At 69.1% G+C, this 16,996-nt stretch carries 16 protein-coding genes; 15 read left to right on the top strand and 1 reads right to left on the bottom strand.

What is annotated here, in order from left to right; translation table 11 throughout:
- Nucleotides 1–209: 209 nt before the first annotated feature.
- Nucleotides 210–386: a hypothetical protein gene (locus QPK32_RS24080; RefSeq protein ID WP_290415318.1), complete on the bottom strand. Its 177-nt coding sequence runs from the start codon at nucleotides 384–386 to the stop codon at nucleotides 210–212.
- Nucleotides 387–434: 48 nt separating this feature from the next.
- Between QPK32_RS24080 and QPK32_RS24075 the strand changes: the two genes are divergently transcribed.
- The 15 genes from QPK32_RS24075 (at nucleotide 435) to QPK32_RS24005 (ending at nucleotide 16,922) form a co-directional block, all read left to right on the top strand.
- Nucleotides 435–2,327, top strand: a complete 1,893-nt coding sequence (locus QPK32_RS24075) for a nucleoside-diphosphate sugar epimerase/dehydratase (RefSeq protein ID WP_290415317.1) — start codon at nucleotides 435–437, stop codon at nucleotides 2,325–2,327.
- 47 nt (nucleotides 2,328–2,374) lie between these two features.
- Entirely contained in the window at nucleotides 2,375–3,703 is a 1,329-nt protein-coding gene (locus QPK32_RS24070; protein WP_290415316.1) for a nucleotide sugar dehydrogenase, read from the top strand.
- Between the two features lie 9 nt (nucleotides 3,704–3,712).
- On the top strand, nucleotides 3,713–4,774 hold the full coding sequence (locus QPK32_RS24065) for a Gfo/Idh/MocA family protein (RefSeq protein ID WP_290415315.1): 1,062 nt from the start codon (nucleotides 3,713–3,715) through the stop codon (nucleotides 4,772–4,774).
- A 2-nt stretch (nucleotides 4,775–4,776) separates the two neighbouring features.
- The gene (locus QPK32_RS24060; RefSeq protein WP_290415314.1) at nucleotides 4,777–5,415 is read left to right on the top strand and encodes an acyltransferase; all 639 of its coding nucleotides are present in this window, start codon (nucleotides 4,777–4,779) and stop codon (nucleotides 5,413–5,415) included.
- A gap of 47 nt (nucleotides 5,416–5,462) precedes the next feature.
- Nucleotides 5,463–6,617 (top strand): DegT/DnrJ/EryC1/StrS aminotransferase family protein, encoded by a 1,155-nt coding sequence (locus QPK32_RS24055; protein ID WP_290415313.1) that lies wholly within the window; start codon nucleotides 5,463–5,465, stop codon nucleotides 6,615–6,617.
- Nucleotides 6,614–7,858 carry a lipopolysaccharide biosynthesis protein gene (locus QPK32_RS24050; RefSeq protein WP_290415312.1) on the top strand — a complete coding sequence of 415 codons (1,245 nt, stop codon included), beginning with the start codon at nucleotides 6,614–6,616 and terminating at the stop codon, nucleotides 7,856–7,858. Before QPK32_RS24055 ends, QPK32_RS24050 begins: the two co-directional genes overlap by 4 nt.
- A gap of 115 nt (nucleotides 7,859–7,973) precedes the next feature.
- A complete protein-coding gene (locus QPK32_RS24045) occupies nucleotides 7,974–9,245 on the top strand; it encodes a hypothetical protein (protein ID WP_290415311.1) in 1,272 nt (423 codons plus the stop codon).
- Complete coding sequence (locus tag QPK32_RS24040; RefSeq protein WP_290415310.1) at nucleotides 9,151–10,326, top strand: glycosyltransferase family 4 protein; 1,176 nt, start codon at nucleotides 9,151–9,153, stop codon at nucleotides 10,324–10,326. The genes QPK32_RS24045 and QPK32_RS24040 overlap by 95 nt, the downstream gene beginning before the upstream one ends.
- 2 nt (nucleotides 10,327–10,328) lie before the next feature.
- Complete coding sequence (locus QPK32_RS24035; RefSeq protein WP_290415309.1) at nucleotides 10,329–11,030, top strand: hypothetical protein; 702 nt, start codon at nucleotides 10,329–10,331, stop codon at nucleotides 11,028–11,030.
- 10 nt (nucleotides 11,031–11,040) lie between these two features.
- The gene (locus QPK32_RS24030) at nucleotides 11,041–11,835 is read left to right on the top strand and encodes a hypothetical protein (RefSeq protein ID WP_290415308.1); all 795 of its coding nucleotides are present in this window, start codon (nucleotides 11,041–11,043) and stop codon (nucleotides 11,833–11,835) included.
- Nucleotides 11,832–13,079 (top strand): glycosyltransferase family 4 protein, encoded by a 1,248-nt coding sequence (locus tag QPK32_RS24025; RefSeq protein WP_290415307.1) that lies wholly within the window; start codon nucleotides 11,832–11,834, stop codon nucleotides 13,077–13,079. The genes QPK32_RS24030 and QPK32_RS24025 overlap by 4 nt, the downstream gene beginning before the upstream one ends.
- The gene (locus QPK32_RS24020; protein WP_290415306.1) at nucleotides 13,072–14,391 is read left to right on the top strand and encodes a DegT/DnrJ/EryC1/StrS aminotransferase family protein; all 1,320 of its coding nucleotides are present in this window, start codon (nucleotides 13,072–13,074) and stop codon (nucleotides 14,389–14,391) included. Before QPK32_RS24025 ends, QPK32_RS24020 begins: the two co-directional genes overlap by 8 nt.
- A complete protein-coding gene (locus tag QPK32_RS24015; RefSeq protein ID WP_290415305.1) occupies nucleotides 14,388–14,978 on the top strand; it encodes a sugar transferase in 591 nt (196 codons plus the stop codon). The genes QPK32_RS24020 and QPK32_RS24015 overlap by 4 nt, the downstream gene beginning before the upstream one ends.
- 46 nt (nucleotides 14,979–15,024) lie before the next feature.
- Nucleotides 15,025–15,672: a phosphatase PAP2 family protein gene (locus QPK32_RS24010; RefSeq protein WP_290415304.1), complete on the top strand. Its 648-nt coding sequence runs from the start codon at nucleotides 15,025–15,027 to the stop codon at nucleotides 15,670–15,672.
- Nucleotides 15,673–15,725: 53 nt separating this feature from the next.
- On the top strand, nucleotides 15,726–16,922 hold the full coding sequence (locus QPK32_RS24005) for an acyltransferase (RefSeq protein ID WP_290415303.1): 1,197 nt from the start codon (nucleotides 15,726–15,728) through the stop codon (nucleotides 16,920–16,922).
- Nucleotides 16,923–16,996: the final 74 nt, after the last annotated feature.

Below are 16,996 nucleotides of genomic sequence, written 5' to 3'. Positions count from 1 at the left end.
CCGCCAGGCCGCGCCAGCGGCAAGCGCCGTCGCGCCCGTTTTCTCCCCCCATGAAATAGACATTGCGTGCTCCGCCAGCGTATTTATTTTGCGGAATTGAATTCTGCTATTTAATTTCTTATTTTCAGCTAATGGAAGATTGCGATTAATTCCGTCTATGCGATTGAGCGCAGTCAAACCCGTGATTCATAGTCGCCGAGATAATAAACTTACTCAGCAATATGCAATCTAAACAGTGCCAGATTACATCCCGATTCAAATAATTTCTCATCAATAAGAAAATCCATTTTTGCCGCCTGCCGACCAATGAATGTCGTTTCCACGATTTCGGTTGCCAACCCATGCAGCGTTTCAGGATCATGCCAAATCAAACGCTTATCGGTCATATCTGTCGCAGGCTGGTCTCCCTGCACCGCAGGACAAAAATCGCATTGATGATCACGGCGGACCTGATCGCACTGCCCTGCTGCTTCCTCGTCGCCATGCTGTTGCGCGGCGGCGACCTGAAACTCGCTTCGCATTTCGGGCCCGGCTCCTATGTATTGGTAGCGGTGGTTACCATTGCGGCGTTTTCCATTTCCGATTTATATCGCGCCGTCATCCGTTTCATCGACCAGCGTTTATTGAGCGTGACGGGCATCGCATTGGCAATCGCCATCCTGTGCGCCTATGTCGCCATGTTCGCCATCAAGGAGGAGCGTTTTCCGCGCAGTGCATTGGCCATTTACTGGTTCATCGTTTTTTCCTATGTCATCGCCTCGCGCATCGGCATGCGTAATTTCCTGCGCAAGCACCAGGAAGCCGCGCACAGCCAGGCCGAAACCGTCGCCATCTATGGCGCCGGCGACGCCGGGGCGCGCCTGGCGCGGGCCATGCGCGGCAGCGCCGAATACCGGCCCGTCTGCTTCTTCGACGACAAGCGCGCCCTCGCCGAACGCAACGTCGCGGGCTTGCGCGTGTTCCCGACCGGCCGGCTGGCCGACGCGGTGGCAGCCATGGGCATCCGCGCCGTCGTGATCGCCTTGCCCACGGCGCCGCCCGAACGCCTGCGCGACATCATGCAGCGCCTGGCCCAGGCCGGCGTCGGCACCAAGATCCTCGGCCGCCTCGTCGATGCGGCCGACGACAAGGCGCCGCCCCGCGCGCGCATCCGCGAACTCAAGTTCGAGGACTTGCTGGGCCGTCCGCCGGTGCCGCCCCGGCTCGACCTGTTCGCACGCTGCGTGCGCGGCAAGACCGTCCTCGTCACGGGCGCCGGCGGCTCCATCGGCAGCGAGCTGTGCCGCCAGATCGTCGCCCTCGGCCCGGCCCGCCTGCACTTGCTGGACCATTCCGAATTCGCGCTGTACACGGTGCGCCAGGAACTGGCCACGCGCTTTCCCGACGTGCCGCTCGAGGCCCACCTGGGCTCCGTCTGCAATGCCGGCCTGGTCGAACGCATCCTGCGCGGCGGCGCCGTGGACACCATCTACCATGCCGCCGCCTACAAGCACGTGCCGCTGGTCGAGGCGAACATCGTCGAAGGCCTGCGCAACAACGTGGTGGGCGCCCAGGTCATCGCCGGCCAGGCCGCCCGGCACGGCGTGGACACCTGCGTGCTGATCTCCAGCGACAAGGCGGTGCGCCCGACCAACGTCATGGGCGCCAGCAAGCGCATCGCCGAGCTGATCTTCCAGGCCGCGGCGGCGCGCGGCGCCGACACCACCTTCTGCATGGTCCGCTTCGGCAACGTGCTGGGCTCGTCCGGCTCCGTGATCCCCCTGTTCCAGCGCCAGATCGCGCGCGGCGGTCCGCTGACCATCACCCATCCCGAGGTCACGCGCTACTTCATGCTGATTCCCGAGGCCGTCCAGCTCGTCATCCAGGCCGGCGCCATGGCCAAGGGCGGCGACGTGTTCGTGCTCGACATGGGCGAACCCGTCAAGATCGTCGAGCTGGCGCGTACTTTGGTGGCCCTGTCCGGCCTGTCCGAGAAGACGCCGCAGAACCCGGGCGGCGACATCGAGATCCGCTATGTCGGCCTGTTCCCCGGCGAAAAGCTGCACGAGGAGCTGCTGACCGACGGCGAGGTCTTCCCCAGCGAGCATCCGCGCATCATGCGCATGAAGGAAAGCGCGCTGCACCCGAGCGTGCTGGACACCTTCATCACCTGCCTGATGATGGCCTGCGAGACCCACGAGCGGCCCATGATCGAATCGATGGTCAAGGCCATCGTCACCGAATACAACCCGCAGCCCGTGCCGGCCGCGCCGGCGCCCGCTCCCGCTCCGGCGCCCGAGCCGCAGCGCCTGGGCCTGATCCGGAAGTTCGTGCCCTTCCGCATATGACGCCGTCCCGGCACCGTCCGCCCCAGCAACCACCGACGAGGACCTCCATGCGTGACGCCAGCAAGACCGCATTTCTCGACCAGCTCACCGGCAAGCTGCGCGAGCGCAGCGCCGTCATCGGCATCGTCGGCCTCGGCTACGTGGGCCTGCCGCTGATGCTGCGCTATGCCGAGGCGGGCTTTCGCGTGCTCGGCATCGACATCGACGCCGCCAAGGTGGAACAGTTGAACCGCGGCGAGAGCCCCATCCGCCACATCGCCACCGCCGACGTCGCGCGGGCGCGCGAACAGCGCTTCGAGGCCACCACCGACTTCACCCGCGCCGGCGAGGCGGACGCCCTCGTCGTCTGCGTGCCGACGCCGCTGAACGCCTACCGCGAACCCGACCTGTCCTTCGTGCTCGACACGGCCGACGCCCTGCTGCCCTTCATGCGGCCCGGCCAGGTGCTGTCGCTGGAAAGCACGACCTATCCCGGCACCACGGACGAGGAATTGAAGCCGCGCCTGGAAGCGCGCGGCTTCGTCATCGGCCAGGACGTGTTCCTCGTGTTCTCGCCGGAACGCGAGGACCCCGGCAATCCCGATTTCCACACTCGCACGATCCCGAAGGTTTGCGGCGGCGCCACCCCCGCCTGCCTGGAGGCGGGACTAGCCCTGTACGGCGCGGCGATCGACCGCGTGGTGCCGGTCAGCTCGACGCGTGCGGCCGAGCTCACGAAGCTGCTGGAAAACATCTACCGCGCCGTCAACATCGGCCTGGTGAACGAGATGAAGATCATCGCCGACCGCATGCAGATCGACATCCACGAGGTGATCCGCGCGGCCGCCACCAAGCCCTTCGGCTTCACGCCCTACTACCCCGGTCCCGGCCTGGGCGGGCACTGCATCCCCATCGACCCGTTCTACCTGACCTGGAAGGCACGCGAATACGGCCTGCACACCCGCTTCATCGAGCTGGCCGGCGAGATCAACAGCGACATGCCGCACTGGGTCGTGGGCAAGGTCGTCGACGCCCTCAACCTGCGCGGCAAGTCCGTGATGGGCAGCCGCGTGCTGGTACTGGGCATCGCCTACAAGAAGGACATCGACGACACGCGCGAATCGCCGTCCGTCGAACTGATGGAGCTGCTGCGCGACAAGGGCGCCCATGTCGACTATGCCGACCCGCACGTGCCCGTCTTCCCGCGCATGCGCAAACACCGCTTCGACCTGAAGAGCGTGGCGTTGACCCCGTCCAGCATCGCGTCCTACGACGTGGTGCTGCTGGCCACCGCGCACAGCGCCTTCGACTACGCGCTGATCCGCGAATACGCGCCGCTGATCGTCGATACCCGCGGCGTCTATCCGGCCGCGCTGCCGAACATCGTCAAGGCTTGAGGAGACACCATGCACCACTACCACCCTCCCATCACCGACCGCAAGGTCCGCTTCGCCCTGGTCGGCTGCGGCCGCATCGCCAACAACCACTTCGACGCCCTGCGCCGCCACCACGAACGGGCCGAACTGGTCGCCGTGTGCGACGTCGACGCGCGCGCCCTCGACCGCGCCGTGGGCGCCACCGGCGCCGCCCCCTATGCCAGCCTGGACGAGATGCTGCACGACGCTCAGGCCGACGCGGTCGTCGTCACCACGCCGTCCGGCCTGCATCCGGAACAGAGCATCCGCATCGCCGCGGCCGGCCGCCACGTCGTCACGGAAAAGCCCATGGCGACGCGCTGGGAAGACGGCAAGCGCATGGTGGCGGCCGCCGACGCCGCCGGGGTACGCCTGTTCGTGGTCAAGCAGAACCGCCGCAACGCCACGCTGCAGCTGCTCAAGCGCGCCGTCGAGAAGAAGCGCTTCGGCCGCATCTACATGGTCAACCTGAACGTATTCTGGACCCGACCGCCCGAGTATTACGAGAGCGCCCGCTGGCGCGGCACCTGGGAATTCGACGGCGGCGCCTTCATGAACCAGGCCAGCCACTACGTCGACCTGATCGACTGGATCGTGGGCCCCGTCGAGAGCCTGCAGGCCTACACGGCCACGCTGGCGCGCGACATCGAGGTCGAGGATACCGGCGTGATCAGCCTGCGCTGGCGCAACGGCGCCCTCGGCTCGATGAACGTCACCATGCTGACCTACCCGCGCAATATGGAAGGATCGATCACTGTGCTGGGCGAGCACGGCACCGTGCGCATCGGCGGCGTGGCCGTCAACGAGATCCAGCAATGGGAATTCGCGCGGCCCGATCCGGACGATGCCCTGGTCGCGGACGCCAGCTACCAGACCACCTCGGTCTACGGCTTCGGCCACCTGCTGTACTACGACAACGTCATCAAGGTGCTGCGCGGCGAGGCCGAGCCGGAAACGGACGGGCGCGAAGGGCTGAAGTCGCTGGAAGTGCTGGTCGCCGCCTACCAGTCCGCGCGCGACGGACGCCGCGTGGCCCTGCCGCTGGAGGTATGAGCATGAACGAACGGCTTCTTGCGCCAAGCGCGGCGGCAAGCGCAGAGGACAGCGCCGCCGTGCACCCGAGCGCCATCGTCGACGCGGGCGCCGTGCTGGGCGCCGGCACCCGCGTCTGGCACTTCAGCCACGTCTGCGCCGGCGCCCGCATCGGCGCCGGCTGCTCGCTGGGCCAGAACGTCTTCGTCGGCAACGACGTCGTCGTCGGCAACGGCGTCAAGATCCAGAACAACGTCTCCGTCTACGACGCCGTGACGCTGGAAGACGAGGTGTTCTGCGGTCCGAGCATGGTGTTCACGAACGTCTACAACCCGCGCGCCGGCATCGTGCGCAAGGACCAGTACCGGCGCACGCTGGTGCGGCGCGGCGCCAGCATCGGCGCCAACGCCACCATCGTCTGCGGCGTCACCGTGGGGCGCTACGCCTTCGTCGGCGCCGGCGCCGTCGTCAAGGGCGACGTACCGGACTTCGCCATGGTCGCCGGCGTGCCGGCGCGCCAGGTCGGCTGGATCAGCCGCTTCGGCGAACGCCTGGCGCTGCCCCTGCGCGGCAACGGCGAGGCGGTCTGCCCGCATACGGGCGAGCTCTACCTCGTCATCGACGGCGCCTGCACCCAGCTGCCGGCCACCCTCGAACTCTGAACCAGAGCACCGCATCCAGCCACCACGCATCCAGCCATATCGCCGCCATGGAATTCATCGACCTCAAATCCCAATACCACGCCTCCAGGGGCCTGATCGACCGCCGCATCCAGGACGTGCTCGCCCACGGCCAGTACATCATGGGGCCGGAGGTCGCCGAACTGGAAGCGCGCCTGGCGGCCTATACGGGTGCGCGCCACTGCGTCACCGTGGCGTCCGGCACCGAGGCGCTGCTGGTGGCCCTGATGGCGCTCGGCGTGCAAGCCGGCGACGAGGTGATCACGACCCCGTTCACCTTCATCGCCACGGCCGAAGTCGTCGCGCTGCTGGGCGCCGTGCCCGTGTTCGTCGACGTCGACCCGCGCACGGGCAACCTGGATCCCGGCCTGATCGAGGAGCGCATCACGCCGCGCACCCGCGCCGTCATCCCCGTGTCCCTGTACGGCCAGCCGGCCGACATGCACGAGATCAACGCCGTCGCCGAGCGCCATGGCCTGGCCGTCGTCGAGGATGCGGCGCAAAGCTTCGGCGCCACCTACCGCGGGGCGCGCAGCTGCAACCTGTCCACGGTCGGCTGCACCAGCTTTTTCCCCAGCAAGCCGCTCGGCTGCTACGGCGACGGCGGCGCCCTGTTCACGAGCGACGAGCAGCTTGCGCGCGCCATGCGCGAGATCCGCGTGCACGGCCAGAGCCGGCGCTACGTGCATACCCGCATCGGCGTCGGCGGCCGCATGGACACGCTACAATGCGCCGTCGTGCTGGCCAAGCTGGAACTGTTCGACTGGGAGCTGGCGCAGCGCCGCCGCGCCGCCGCCACCTACGACGCGCTGCTCGGCGGACGGGTGAGCCTGGTCGCGCGCCAGGGGGACCGCAGCAGCGCGCTGGCCCAGTACACGGTGCTGGTGGAAGACCGCAATGCCGTCCAGCAGGCGCTGCAGGCGGCCGGCATCCCGAGCGTCGTGCACTATCCCGTCCCGGCCCACCTGCAGCCGGCCTACGTCCACCTCGATCCGGGCGCCAATTGCCCGGTGGCGCAGGCGCTGTGCGACAAGGTACTCAGCCTGCCGATGGGGCCCTATCTGCCGGACGAGGACATCCGCACGGTATGCACGGCCCTGCTCGATGCGGTGGGCGCGCGCAGCAAGGCGGGGGCGGGGGCGGCCCGCGACGATGCGCCCGCGCGCCGGGCTGCCCAGGCATGAGCCAGCCCGGCTACTGGAAACACGTCGGCACGGTACTGGGCGGCGCGCTGGGCGCCCAGGCGATGCCCTTGCTGGCCGCGCCGCTGATCACGCGCATGTGCACGCCCAGCGAGCTCGGCGCGTTCGCGGTATGGCTGGGCGTCGTCGCCGTGTCCGCCATCGCCGCCACGCTGCGCCTGGAGACGGCGATGATCCTCGACCACGAAGCCGAGCAGCAGCGCGTCTGTTTCACCGTCGTGCTCTACTCGGCCACCGCCACGGCGATCCTGGTCTCGTTGTGTGCGCTGGCGGCGCATGCGGCGGGCCTGCCGGCCCTGCACGACCAGTCCTGGGGCGCGCTGGCCATCGTCGGCATGGGCACCTGGCTGACCGCCACCACGCAGACCACGCTGGCCTTTGCCACGTCGCACAAGGCCTTCGGCAAGGCGGCCCGGGCCAAGATCATCGGCGCCGCCACGATCGCCCTGACCCAGCTGCTGCTGCTGTGGCTGGGCGCCGGCGAAGCGGGCCTGCTGGCCGGCCAGCTGATCGGGCTGGCGGCCGGGCTGCTGGCCGCCACCATCCTGCTGCGCCCGCCGCGCCCGCGCCTGGCACTGCACCTCGACCACGCCGAGCGCGCCTACCTGGTGCGCCACCAGAAGTTCTGGCGCTATTCGCTGCCGTCGAACCTGCTCAACGCCTTCGTCGGCCAGATGCCGCTGTTCCTGATCGGCGTGCGCCACGGCGTGCTGGCGGCCGGCCTGTACGCGCTCACGCAGCGCGTGCTGGCCGCCCCGGTATCGCTGCTGGCCGCGTCGGTGCTCGAGGTGTTCAAGCGCGAGTCGGTGCACGAGTTCCAGACCCTGGGCCATTGCAGCCATGCCTACCGCCACACCTTCAAGGCGCTGACCATGCTCGGCCTGGGCCCGGCGCTCGTGCTGCTGCTGTTCTCGCCCGACCTGTTCGCCTGGATCTTCGGCGCGTCGTGGCGGCCGGCCGGCGAGCTGGCGCAGATCCTGGCGCCGCTGTGCTTCCTGAACTTCATCGCCAGCCCGCTCAGCTATGTGTTCTTCGTGGCCGGCAAGCAGAAGGTCGACCTCGTATGGCAAGTCACCTTGTTCCTGGTGACGCTGTGCGCCTTCGTCGCGCCGGGCTCGCTGCGCCAGAACGTGCTCTGGTACACGATCGGCTATTCGGCCCTGTACCTCGTGTACCTGCACATGTCCTACCAGATTTCGCAAAACCGCCTGGCCACGGCATGAGCCGGCTGCGCCAGCACAAGCACGCGATGTGGCAATCGGCTGAAATGAACAATGTGAACGAACACGGCGCCGGAAGTGCCCGGCACGAGCGCCCGACAACGAGACCGTCCCCGCCATGAAGACGACCCACGACAACGGCACGTCGACGCGCGAGCAGCTGCTGCTGAACGCGGCGTTCTTCCTGCTGTTTCCCGGTTTCTTCTATTACCACACGCTGCTCGGCACGGGCGCGACGGGCGCCTTCCTGGGCGGCTATTTTTCGCCCATCTCGCTGCTGTGCATGCTGCCGCTGCTGCTCGCCTGGCTGCGCCGCATGCGCCACGACCCGCGCCGCCTGTCCTCGCTCGACCTGCACTACGGCCTGTTCAACGTCTACTTCCTCGCCGTCGTCGCCGTCAATGCCGTCGCCGGCGCCAACCGCACGATCGTCGCCCACCACGTGCTGGGCATCCTGTTCATGGTGAACACCTTCGCGCTGTTCTCCCTGATCGACTTCGGGCACCGCCAGTTCCGCGTCATGGCGCTGGCCAGCCTGGCCGCGATGAGCGCGATCGTGTTCAGCTTCTCGACGGGCGGGGTGTTCTACCTGGGCGCCCTGGGCATGGCCAAGGATGCCGACGCCCTCGCCACCTACCAGGGCTTCTCGCGCTCCTACCTGATGACCTTCCTGCCCGTGCTGGCCTATACGCGCTCGCTGCCGCTGCGCCTCGTGCTGTACGCGGTGGGCGCCGCCACGCTGTTCGTGAACACGGCGCGCAGCGAATTCGCCGCCCTGCTGTTCGCCATTCCCATCGTCGAGCTGTATTTCTCGCGGCACAAGTTGCTGTTCGTCGGCCTGGCGCTGCTGGCCGGCGTGGTGCTGGCCGCGCACCTGGACGACCTGGTCGCGATGCTGCCGGACAACCGCATCCTCGAATTGCTCGACCTGTCGCACTCGACCTCGGCCAACAAGCGCCACCACCTGACGCTGTACGCGCGCCAGACCATCGCCGCCCACCCGCTGATGGGCGCGTACGCCAGCTATGCGCCAGGCTACTACTCGCACAACGTGCTGTCGGCCTGGGTCGACCTGGGCCTGTTCGGCTTCGTCTACCTGCTGGCGATCACGGCGCTGCCGGCGATCCCGATGTTCTTCAAGGAGTTCCTGGCGGGGCGGCGGCGCACGGAATTCATCCTCGGGTTCGCGCTGGCCTGCGTGACCCTGCTGCTGCTGGTGTCGTCCCACTACTTCACCGACATGCTGGTCGGCGCCACGCTCGGCGCTTACTCGCAATACCGGTTCGAGAGGAAACATGGCAAACATCGTCCACCTGACCTCAGCCCATCCCCGCTACGACACGCGGATCTTCGTCAAGCAATGCCGCAGCCTGAGCGCTCGGGGGCATGACGTGACACTGGTCGTGGCCGACGGCCTGGGCGAGGAATGCGCCGACGGCATCCGCATCCTGGACGCGGGATACCGTCCCGGGCGCCTGAACCGCATCCTGCATACGACGCGCGCGGTGCTGGCCGCCGCCCTGCGCCTCCACGCCGACGTCTACCACCTGCACGATCCCGAGCTGATCCCGGCCGGCCTGCGCCTGAAGCGGCAAGGACGGCGCGTGGTCTTCGATTCGCACGAGGACGTGCCGGCCCAGCTGCTCGCCAAGCCCTACCTGGACGGCGTGTCGCGGCGCCTGCTGTCGCGCGGCTTCGACGCCTACCAGCGCCGCGCCTGCCGCCGCTTCGACGGCCTGGTCGCGGCCACGCCCTTCATCCGCACGCGCCTCGCGCGCTTCCACCCGAACGTGGTCGACATCAACAATTATCCGCTGCCGCAGGAATTCGCCCAGGACGCCCATGCGCCGCCCGACTGGGACGCCAAGGCGCCGGAAGTCTGCTACGTCGGCAGCATCTCGGCGATCCGCGGCATCCGCGAGCTGGTGCGGGCATGCGCCCTGCTCGAGTCGCCGGCGCGCCTGGTGCTGGCCGGCACGTTCTCCGAACCGGCGCTCGCGCGCGAGGTGGCCCATCATCCGGGCTGGCAGCGCGTGCAGCCGCTCGGCCATCTCGACCGCTCCGGCGTGCGCGCCGTGATGCGGCGCGCGCTGGCCGGCCTGGTCACGCTGCACCCCGTCGCCAACTATCTCGATGCCCTGCCCGTCAAGATGTTCGAATACATGGCCGCCGGCCTGCCCGTGATCGCCTCGCGCTTTCCGCTGTGGCAGGATATCGTGGAGGGCAACGGCTGCGGCGTGTGCGTCGACCCGCGCAACCCGGCCGCGATCGCGGCGGCCATCGACCACTTCTGCCGCCACCCGCACGCGGCTCGGCGCATGGGGCAGAACGGCCGGCGCGCCGTCCTGCAGCGCTATAACTGGCTGGGCGAGGCCGACAAGCTGGCCGCGTTCTACGACGGCCTGCTGGCGAGCCGCCCCGTCGCCGCGTCCGGAACCGCCGCACCGGCCGCCGGCCCGGCAGGGAGCTGACCATGGACATCCTGCGCCACGTGTCCACGCTGCGCCAGCTGCTGCGCCTGCCGTCGGCCGAGCTGTGCTTCGACTCCGGCCTGGCCCCCGACATCGCCGCCATCTACCGGTATTTCACCAAGCCGCACCCGCGCTACCGGATCATCGGCAACAAGACGCTGGGCGCCGCCCTGATCGACCTCGACCGCTTTGCCGGAGCCCCGGCCGCCGCCGGCAGTGCCTACCTGGCCGCGATCCAGGGCAAGAACCGCGGCGCCTGGCACGCGAAGCGGGCCAGCGCGCGCGGCTACGCCTGCCGCGAGATCGAACGCAACGCGCATGCCGACGAGATCCACGCCATCAACACGGCGCTGTCGACACGCCAGGGCCGCCCGATGGATGCCCACTACCTGGAAAAGACGACCCGCTTCGAGACCCTTCCCCATTGGGGCTACTACGGCGTGCTGAACCGGGAAGGACGGCTGGTCGCCTACGCGAACATCGCCCGCTACGGCAACTTCAGCGCCTTTTCCCAATTGATGGGACTGCGCAACAACGACGGCATCATGCACCTGCTCGTGGTAGAGATCGTCACCCGCCTGCTGGCGCGGCGCGACGTGCGCTACGTGATGTACGACACCTTCTTCGGCGCCCAGCCGGGACTGCAGCAATTCAAGACGATGCTCGGTTTCGCGCCCTACCGCGCGACATACAGCCTGCGATGAAGCGCTTGCGATGAACGGTCTCTTCACCCAGCTGTGCAGGCGCCTGTATTCGGACTACCTGATGCCGTCGCGGCTGCGCGAGTACGAGGCGCTGCTCGCCAAGGCGGCGCAGGCCGGCTACCGCCAGATGTCGGTGCGCGCCTTCCACCGGGCGGTCCGCCAGGGCGGCGTCCCGGAACGGGTGCTGGTGCACCGCCACGACATCGACAGCGACCTGCGCACGGCCCGCAAGCTGTTCGAGCTGGAAGTCAAGCACGGCGTCGGCGCCAGCTATTACTTCCGCCTGAGCACGCTCGACTACGGCTTCATGCGCGCCATCGAGGCGGCCGGCAGCGAGGCCAGCTACCACTACGAGGAAGTGGCGACCTTCGCCAAGCGCCACCGCCTGCGCCGCAGCGACGACGTGCGCGCGCGCTTCCCGGAGATTCGCGAACTGTTCGTGCGCAATTTCAGCCGCATCCGCGAGGGGTTCGGCCTGCCGATGACGACGGTGGCCAGCCACGGCGACTTCGCCAACCGGCGCCTGCAGGTGATCAACCACGAACTGCTGCGCGACCCGGCGCTGCGGCGCCGCTGCGGCATCGAATGCGAGTCCTACGACATCGAGCTGCTGCGCCACTTCGACCTGTACATCAGCGACCGCCCCTATCCCGTCTATTACACCCCGCTGTCGCCGTTCGAGGCGCTCGGGCGGAACCAGCGCATCTGCCTGCTGACCCATCCCGTGCAGTGGGAAACCAACTGGCTGGAAAACACCCGCTGCAACATGCTGCGGCTGGCCGAGGAACTGGCGTGGAGAACATGAATATCCTGCTCGTCAACCACTACGCCGGTTCGGTACGCCACGGCATGGAATTCCGCCCCTACTACCTGGCGCGCGAATGGGTGCGCCAGGGCCACCGCGTGACCATCGTCGCGGCCTCCGAATCGCACCTGCGGCGCCAGGGCCCCGCCATGCAGGGACGGCCGCGCATGCTGGAACAGATCGACGGCATCGACTACCTGTGGCTGGCGACACCGCCCTACCGCGGCAACGGAGCGGCGCGCGTACGCAACATGCTGGCCTTCGTGCTGCGCCTGTGGCGTTGCGCGGGCCACCTGGCGGCCACGCTGCGGCCCGATGCCGTCATCGCCTCCAGCACCTATCCGCTCGACATCTGGCCTGCCGGGCGCATCGCCCGCCTGGCGCGCGCGCGGCTGCTGTACGAGGTGCACGACCTGTGGCCGCTGTCGCCGATGGAACTGGGTGGCCATTCGCCGCGCCACCCGTTCATCATGCTGCTGCAGGCGGCCGAGGATGCCGCCTGCCGCCGCGCCGACGCCATCGTCTCGATCCTGCCCCGGGTGCGCGCCCACCTGGAGGCGCACGGAATGGCGCCGCACAAGCTGCACCTGGTGCCGAACGGCGTCGATCCGGGCGAATGGCAGGGCAAGCACGAAGCGCTGCCGGCGCCGCTGGCGGCGACGCTCGACGCGCTGCACGCGGCGGGGCGCCTGGTGGTCGGCTATGCGGGCACCCATGGCGTCGCGAACGCCCTCGGCACGCTGGTCGCGGCGGCGGAGCGGCTGCGCAGGGGCCCCGTGGCCTTCGTCCTGGTGGGCAACGGACCCGAGAAGCCGGCGCTGGCGCGCCAGGCCGCCGCGCTCGGGCTGGACAACGTGCACTTCTTCGACGCCATCGCGAAATGCCAGGTGCCGGCCCTGCTGGCGCGCTTCGACGTCGCCTATATCGGCTGGCAGCGCCAGCCCCTGTACCGGTTCGGCATCTCGCCAAATAAATTGATCGACTACATGATGGCGGGCCGTCCCGTGCTGCACGCCGTCGAGGCCGGCAACGATCCCGTCGCGGAAGCGGGATGCGGGCTCACCGTCGCCCCGGAAGACCCGCGAGCCGTCGCCGACGGCATCCTCGCCCTGCATGCGCTGGGGCCGGTGCGGCGCGCCGTGCTGGGACGGCGCGGCCGCGCCCACGCCCTCGCCAACCACACCTATCCGGTCCTGGGACGACGTTTCCTGGACGCCCTTGCTGGAGACACGATCCATGGCTGACCACACGCACACCCTCCCCCCGGCGGCAACGCGCGACGAGCGCGCCGACGCCTTCCTGCCCTTTGCCCTGCCCGACATCGACGAGGCCGAGATCGATGCCGTCGTCGCCTGCCTGCGCTCGGGCTGGGTCACGACCGGCCCCGTGACGCGCCAGTTCGAGCACGACTTCGCCGCCTATCTCGCCGCCCATGGGGGCACGGCGGGCGCGCCGGGGACGGACGCGCCGCCGCTGCAGGCGATCTCCGTCAATTCGGCGACGGCCGGGCTGCACCTGGCGCTGGAGAGCCTGGGCATCGGCCCGGGCGACGAAGTAATCGTGCCGACGCTGACCTTCACCGCCACCGCCGAGGTCGTGCGCTACCTCGGGGCGCAGCCCGTGTTCGTCGACGTCGAGCCGCAGCGCCTGACCCTGTCGGTGGCAGCCGTCGACGCCGCCATCACGCCGCGCACGCGCGCCGTCATCCCCGTCCACTACGCCGGCCTCGCCTGCGACATGGACGGGCTGCTGGCGCTGGTGCGGCGCCGCGGCCTGTTCGTGGTGGAGGATGCGGCGCACGCGTTCCCCACCCGTCACCGCGGCCGCCTGGTCGGCACGCTGGACAGCGACGCCACCGTGTTCAGCTTCTATGCCAACAAGACCATGACGACCGGCGAAGGCGGCATGATCGCCGTGCGCGATCCGCTGCTGGCCACGCGCATGCGCCAGATGCGGCTGCACGGCATCAGCCGCGACGCCTTCGACCGCTACACCTCGCGCACCCCGGCCTGGTACTACGAGGTGGTGGCCGCCGGCTTCAAGTACAACCTGACCGACATCGCCTCGGCGATCGGCATCCAGCAGCTGCGCAAGATCGAGCGCTTCGCGCGCCGCCGCGCCGAACTGGCCGCGCGCTACCATGCCGGCCTGGCCGGCCTGCCGCTGCGCCTGCCCGCCCTCCCCGACGAGGAGGCCGGCGACGCGCACGCCTGGCACCTGTACGTCGTGCGCCTCGACGACGGCGCGCCGCTGGGCCGCAACCCCCTTATCGAGGCGCTGGCCAGGCGCGGCATCGGCACCAGCGTGCATTTCATTCCGCTGCACCGCCAGCCCTACTGGCGCGATGCCGGGCGCCTGTCCGCCGCGGACTATCCCGTCGCCGAGGCCTGCTATGCGCGCATGCTGACGCTGCCGCTGTACACGAAGATGAGCGATGCCGACCAGGACCGCGTGATCGGGGCCCTGCGCGCGACCCTGTGCACGCCCCAGCGTGCAGACCTGCATGCTGAACCGTATGCGGTCCCGCGCGTTCCACCAGGCGGCTTGCCGGCATGAGCAAGCGCCTGTTCGACATCGTCGCAGCCGGCACGGGCCTGCTGCTGCTCGCGCCCCTGCTGCTGGCGCTGGCTCTGTGGATCCGGCTCGACTCGCCGGGACCGGCACTGTTCCGCCAGGTGCGCGTGGGACGCCATGGCGTGCCCTTCGAGATCCTCAAGTTCCGCACGATGGTCGCCGGGGCCGAACGGGGCCCCCAGCTGACCACCGGAGGGGACGCGCGCATCACCCGTGTCGGCCGCTTCCTGCGGCGCAGCAAGCTGGACGAGCTGCCGCAGCTGCTCAACGTCCTGCTGGGCAGCATGAGCCTGGTCGGGCCGCGTCCCGAAGTGCCGCGCTACGTCGCCTGCTATCCGCCCGAGGTGCGCCGTACCGTGCTGTCCGTCGCGCCCGGCATCACCGACTGGGCGGCGATCCTGTACAAGGACGAGAACGACATCCTGGCGCGGGCCGAGGACCCGGAACGCGCCTACCTCGACACGATCCTGCCGGCCAAGCTGTGCTGGTACGAGCGCTACGTGCGCGAACGTTCGTTCTGGGTCGACCTGCGCATCCTCCTGCGGACGCTGGCGGCCATCGTCCGCTAGCGCGTCGCGGACCGCATTCACGATGCGCCCTCCCACGCACCTCGCCATGCAACCGACCACGCACCTGAGCACGCAACTGAGCACGCAGCTGCCCGAACTGTTCCACCTCGGCGACCTGGGCCTCACGCTCCCGGCCGCCGGCGCCATCGCCGCCTGGCTGTGCGCCGTCCGCGCCTGGCGCGCCGCCGCCGGCTGGCTGCTCGTGTTCGGCCTTGCCATCGCCTTCGTGGCGGCCACCAAGATCGCCTTCCTGGGCTGGGCGACGGGCTTGCCGGCGCTGCAGTTCAAGGCCGTCAGCGGCCATGCGACGGGGTTCACGGCCGCCTTCCCGACCCTGTGCTGGCTGCTGGCCGGACGCTGCACCGCGCGCGTGCGCGCCGCCGTGGCGCTGGCCGCATTGTTGCTGGCGGCCGGCGTGGCGACGGCCCTGGTGCAGGCCGGCGAGCACACGCGGGCGGAAGCGGCGGCCGGCTGGCTGATCGGCGCCGCCGTCTTCGCTTGCGCGCTGCGCCTGATTGCTGACGTGCCGGCCGCGCCGCCGCGCGGCGCCGCCACCGCGGCAACGGCGGCAATGCTGGCCTTCGGCCTCACGGCCTGGATCGTGGAACACGCGCCGCTGAATGTCTGGATGGTCGCCGTGGCGCTCGCCCTGTCCGGCAACGCCTCGCCCTACCGCTGGGACAGTTGCGGATAACGCGCTTCATTCGTCAATTCATGCCGTCAATCGTCGATACCAGGAGACACACCATGCACAGCGTCCACTTCCCCGCCATCCGCTGTCAACGCCAGAGCCAGCTCGACAGCGGTTCCACCCACTCGATGCTCATCTCGCTGTTGCGGGGACTGGCCGCGCTGCAGGTCGCGGCGGCCCACTTGCGCGCCGAGGTCTTTCCCGGCCTGCGCGAACTGGCCGATCCGCCGCTGGCCTACCAGCTGCTGGCCTTCTGCACCGCGTTCGCGCACCAGGCCGTCGTCGTGTTCTTCCTGATCAGCGGCTGGCTGGTCGGCGGCAGCCTGCTGGACAAGTTCGGCCAGCCGGCGGCGCTGCGCAACTACGCGATCGACCGCGCCACCCGCTTGTGGACCGTGCTGGTGCCGGCCCTGTTCCTGATGCTTGCGATCGGCGCCATCGTCGGCGTCGTCGACCCGACCCGCGCCAGCATCTCGGCCGCCAACGATTATTCGATCGCCAGCTTTGCCGGCAACCTGGCCGGCCTGCAGACGGTCCTGGTGGAGCCGTATGCCGACAACTATGCGCTGTGGAGCCTGTCGAACGAGACCTGGTATTACGTCCAGTTCCCCTTGCTGCTGCTGGCGTTCGCGGCCGGCACGTGGACCGGCCGGCTGGGCGCCGCCACGGCGCTCGTCATGGTGGCTGCAGCGCTGCCCTTCCCCATCACGCTGTACTTCGCGCTGTGGCTGCTGGGCGCCGCCTTCTCGCGCATCCGCATCGACTGCGGCCTGGCCGCACGCTGCCTGCTGCTCGTGCTGGCCGTCGGCATCCCCGTGGTCCTGCGCCTGGGCGGCAGCGGCAGCGACCTCGAACCGGCCTCCTTCTTCCTCCACCTGGCCTACGGCTTGCCGCTGCTGGCCCTGCTGTCCGCGCTGCAGATGCCGTTCGCGCAGCACGGCACGGCGCGGCGCCTGCTGGCGCGCGGCGCCCACTGGCTGGCCGAATTCTCGTTCACGCTGTACGTCCTGCACATCCCGCTGATCCAGCTGCTGCGCCACCTGGGCCTGCAGGCATTCGGCCGCGACCGCCTGTCGCCCCATGCCGCCGCCGACTATGCCGTGTATGCCGGCATGCTGGGGGCCATCGTGGCGCTGTCCTGGCTGTGCTACCTGCTGTTCGAGTCGCGCACCTTCCGCCTCCGCCGGGCGGTCAAGGGCCTGCTCCAGGAGACGCCGCAACGCCGCACCACCGTGCCGGCGACGTCGAAGTAGCACCGCAACGACAAGGAGAGAAGCAAAGCGGAACGGCAACGCGGAATGGAGAAGCGGGGCGGGTGTTGCAGCCC

This window comes from Massilia sp. YIM B02763, assembly GCF_030412015.1.
Classification (GTDB): domain Bacteria; phylum Pseudomonadota; class Gammaproteobacteria; order Burkholderiales; family Burkholderiaceae_D; genus Telluria.
Note: the sequence above shows the minus strand (reverse complement) of the source record. Positions and strands in the feature narration are given on the sequence as shown.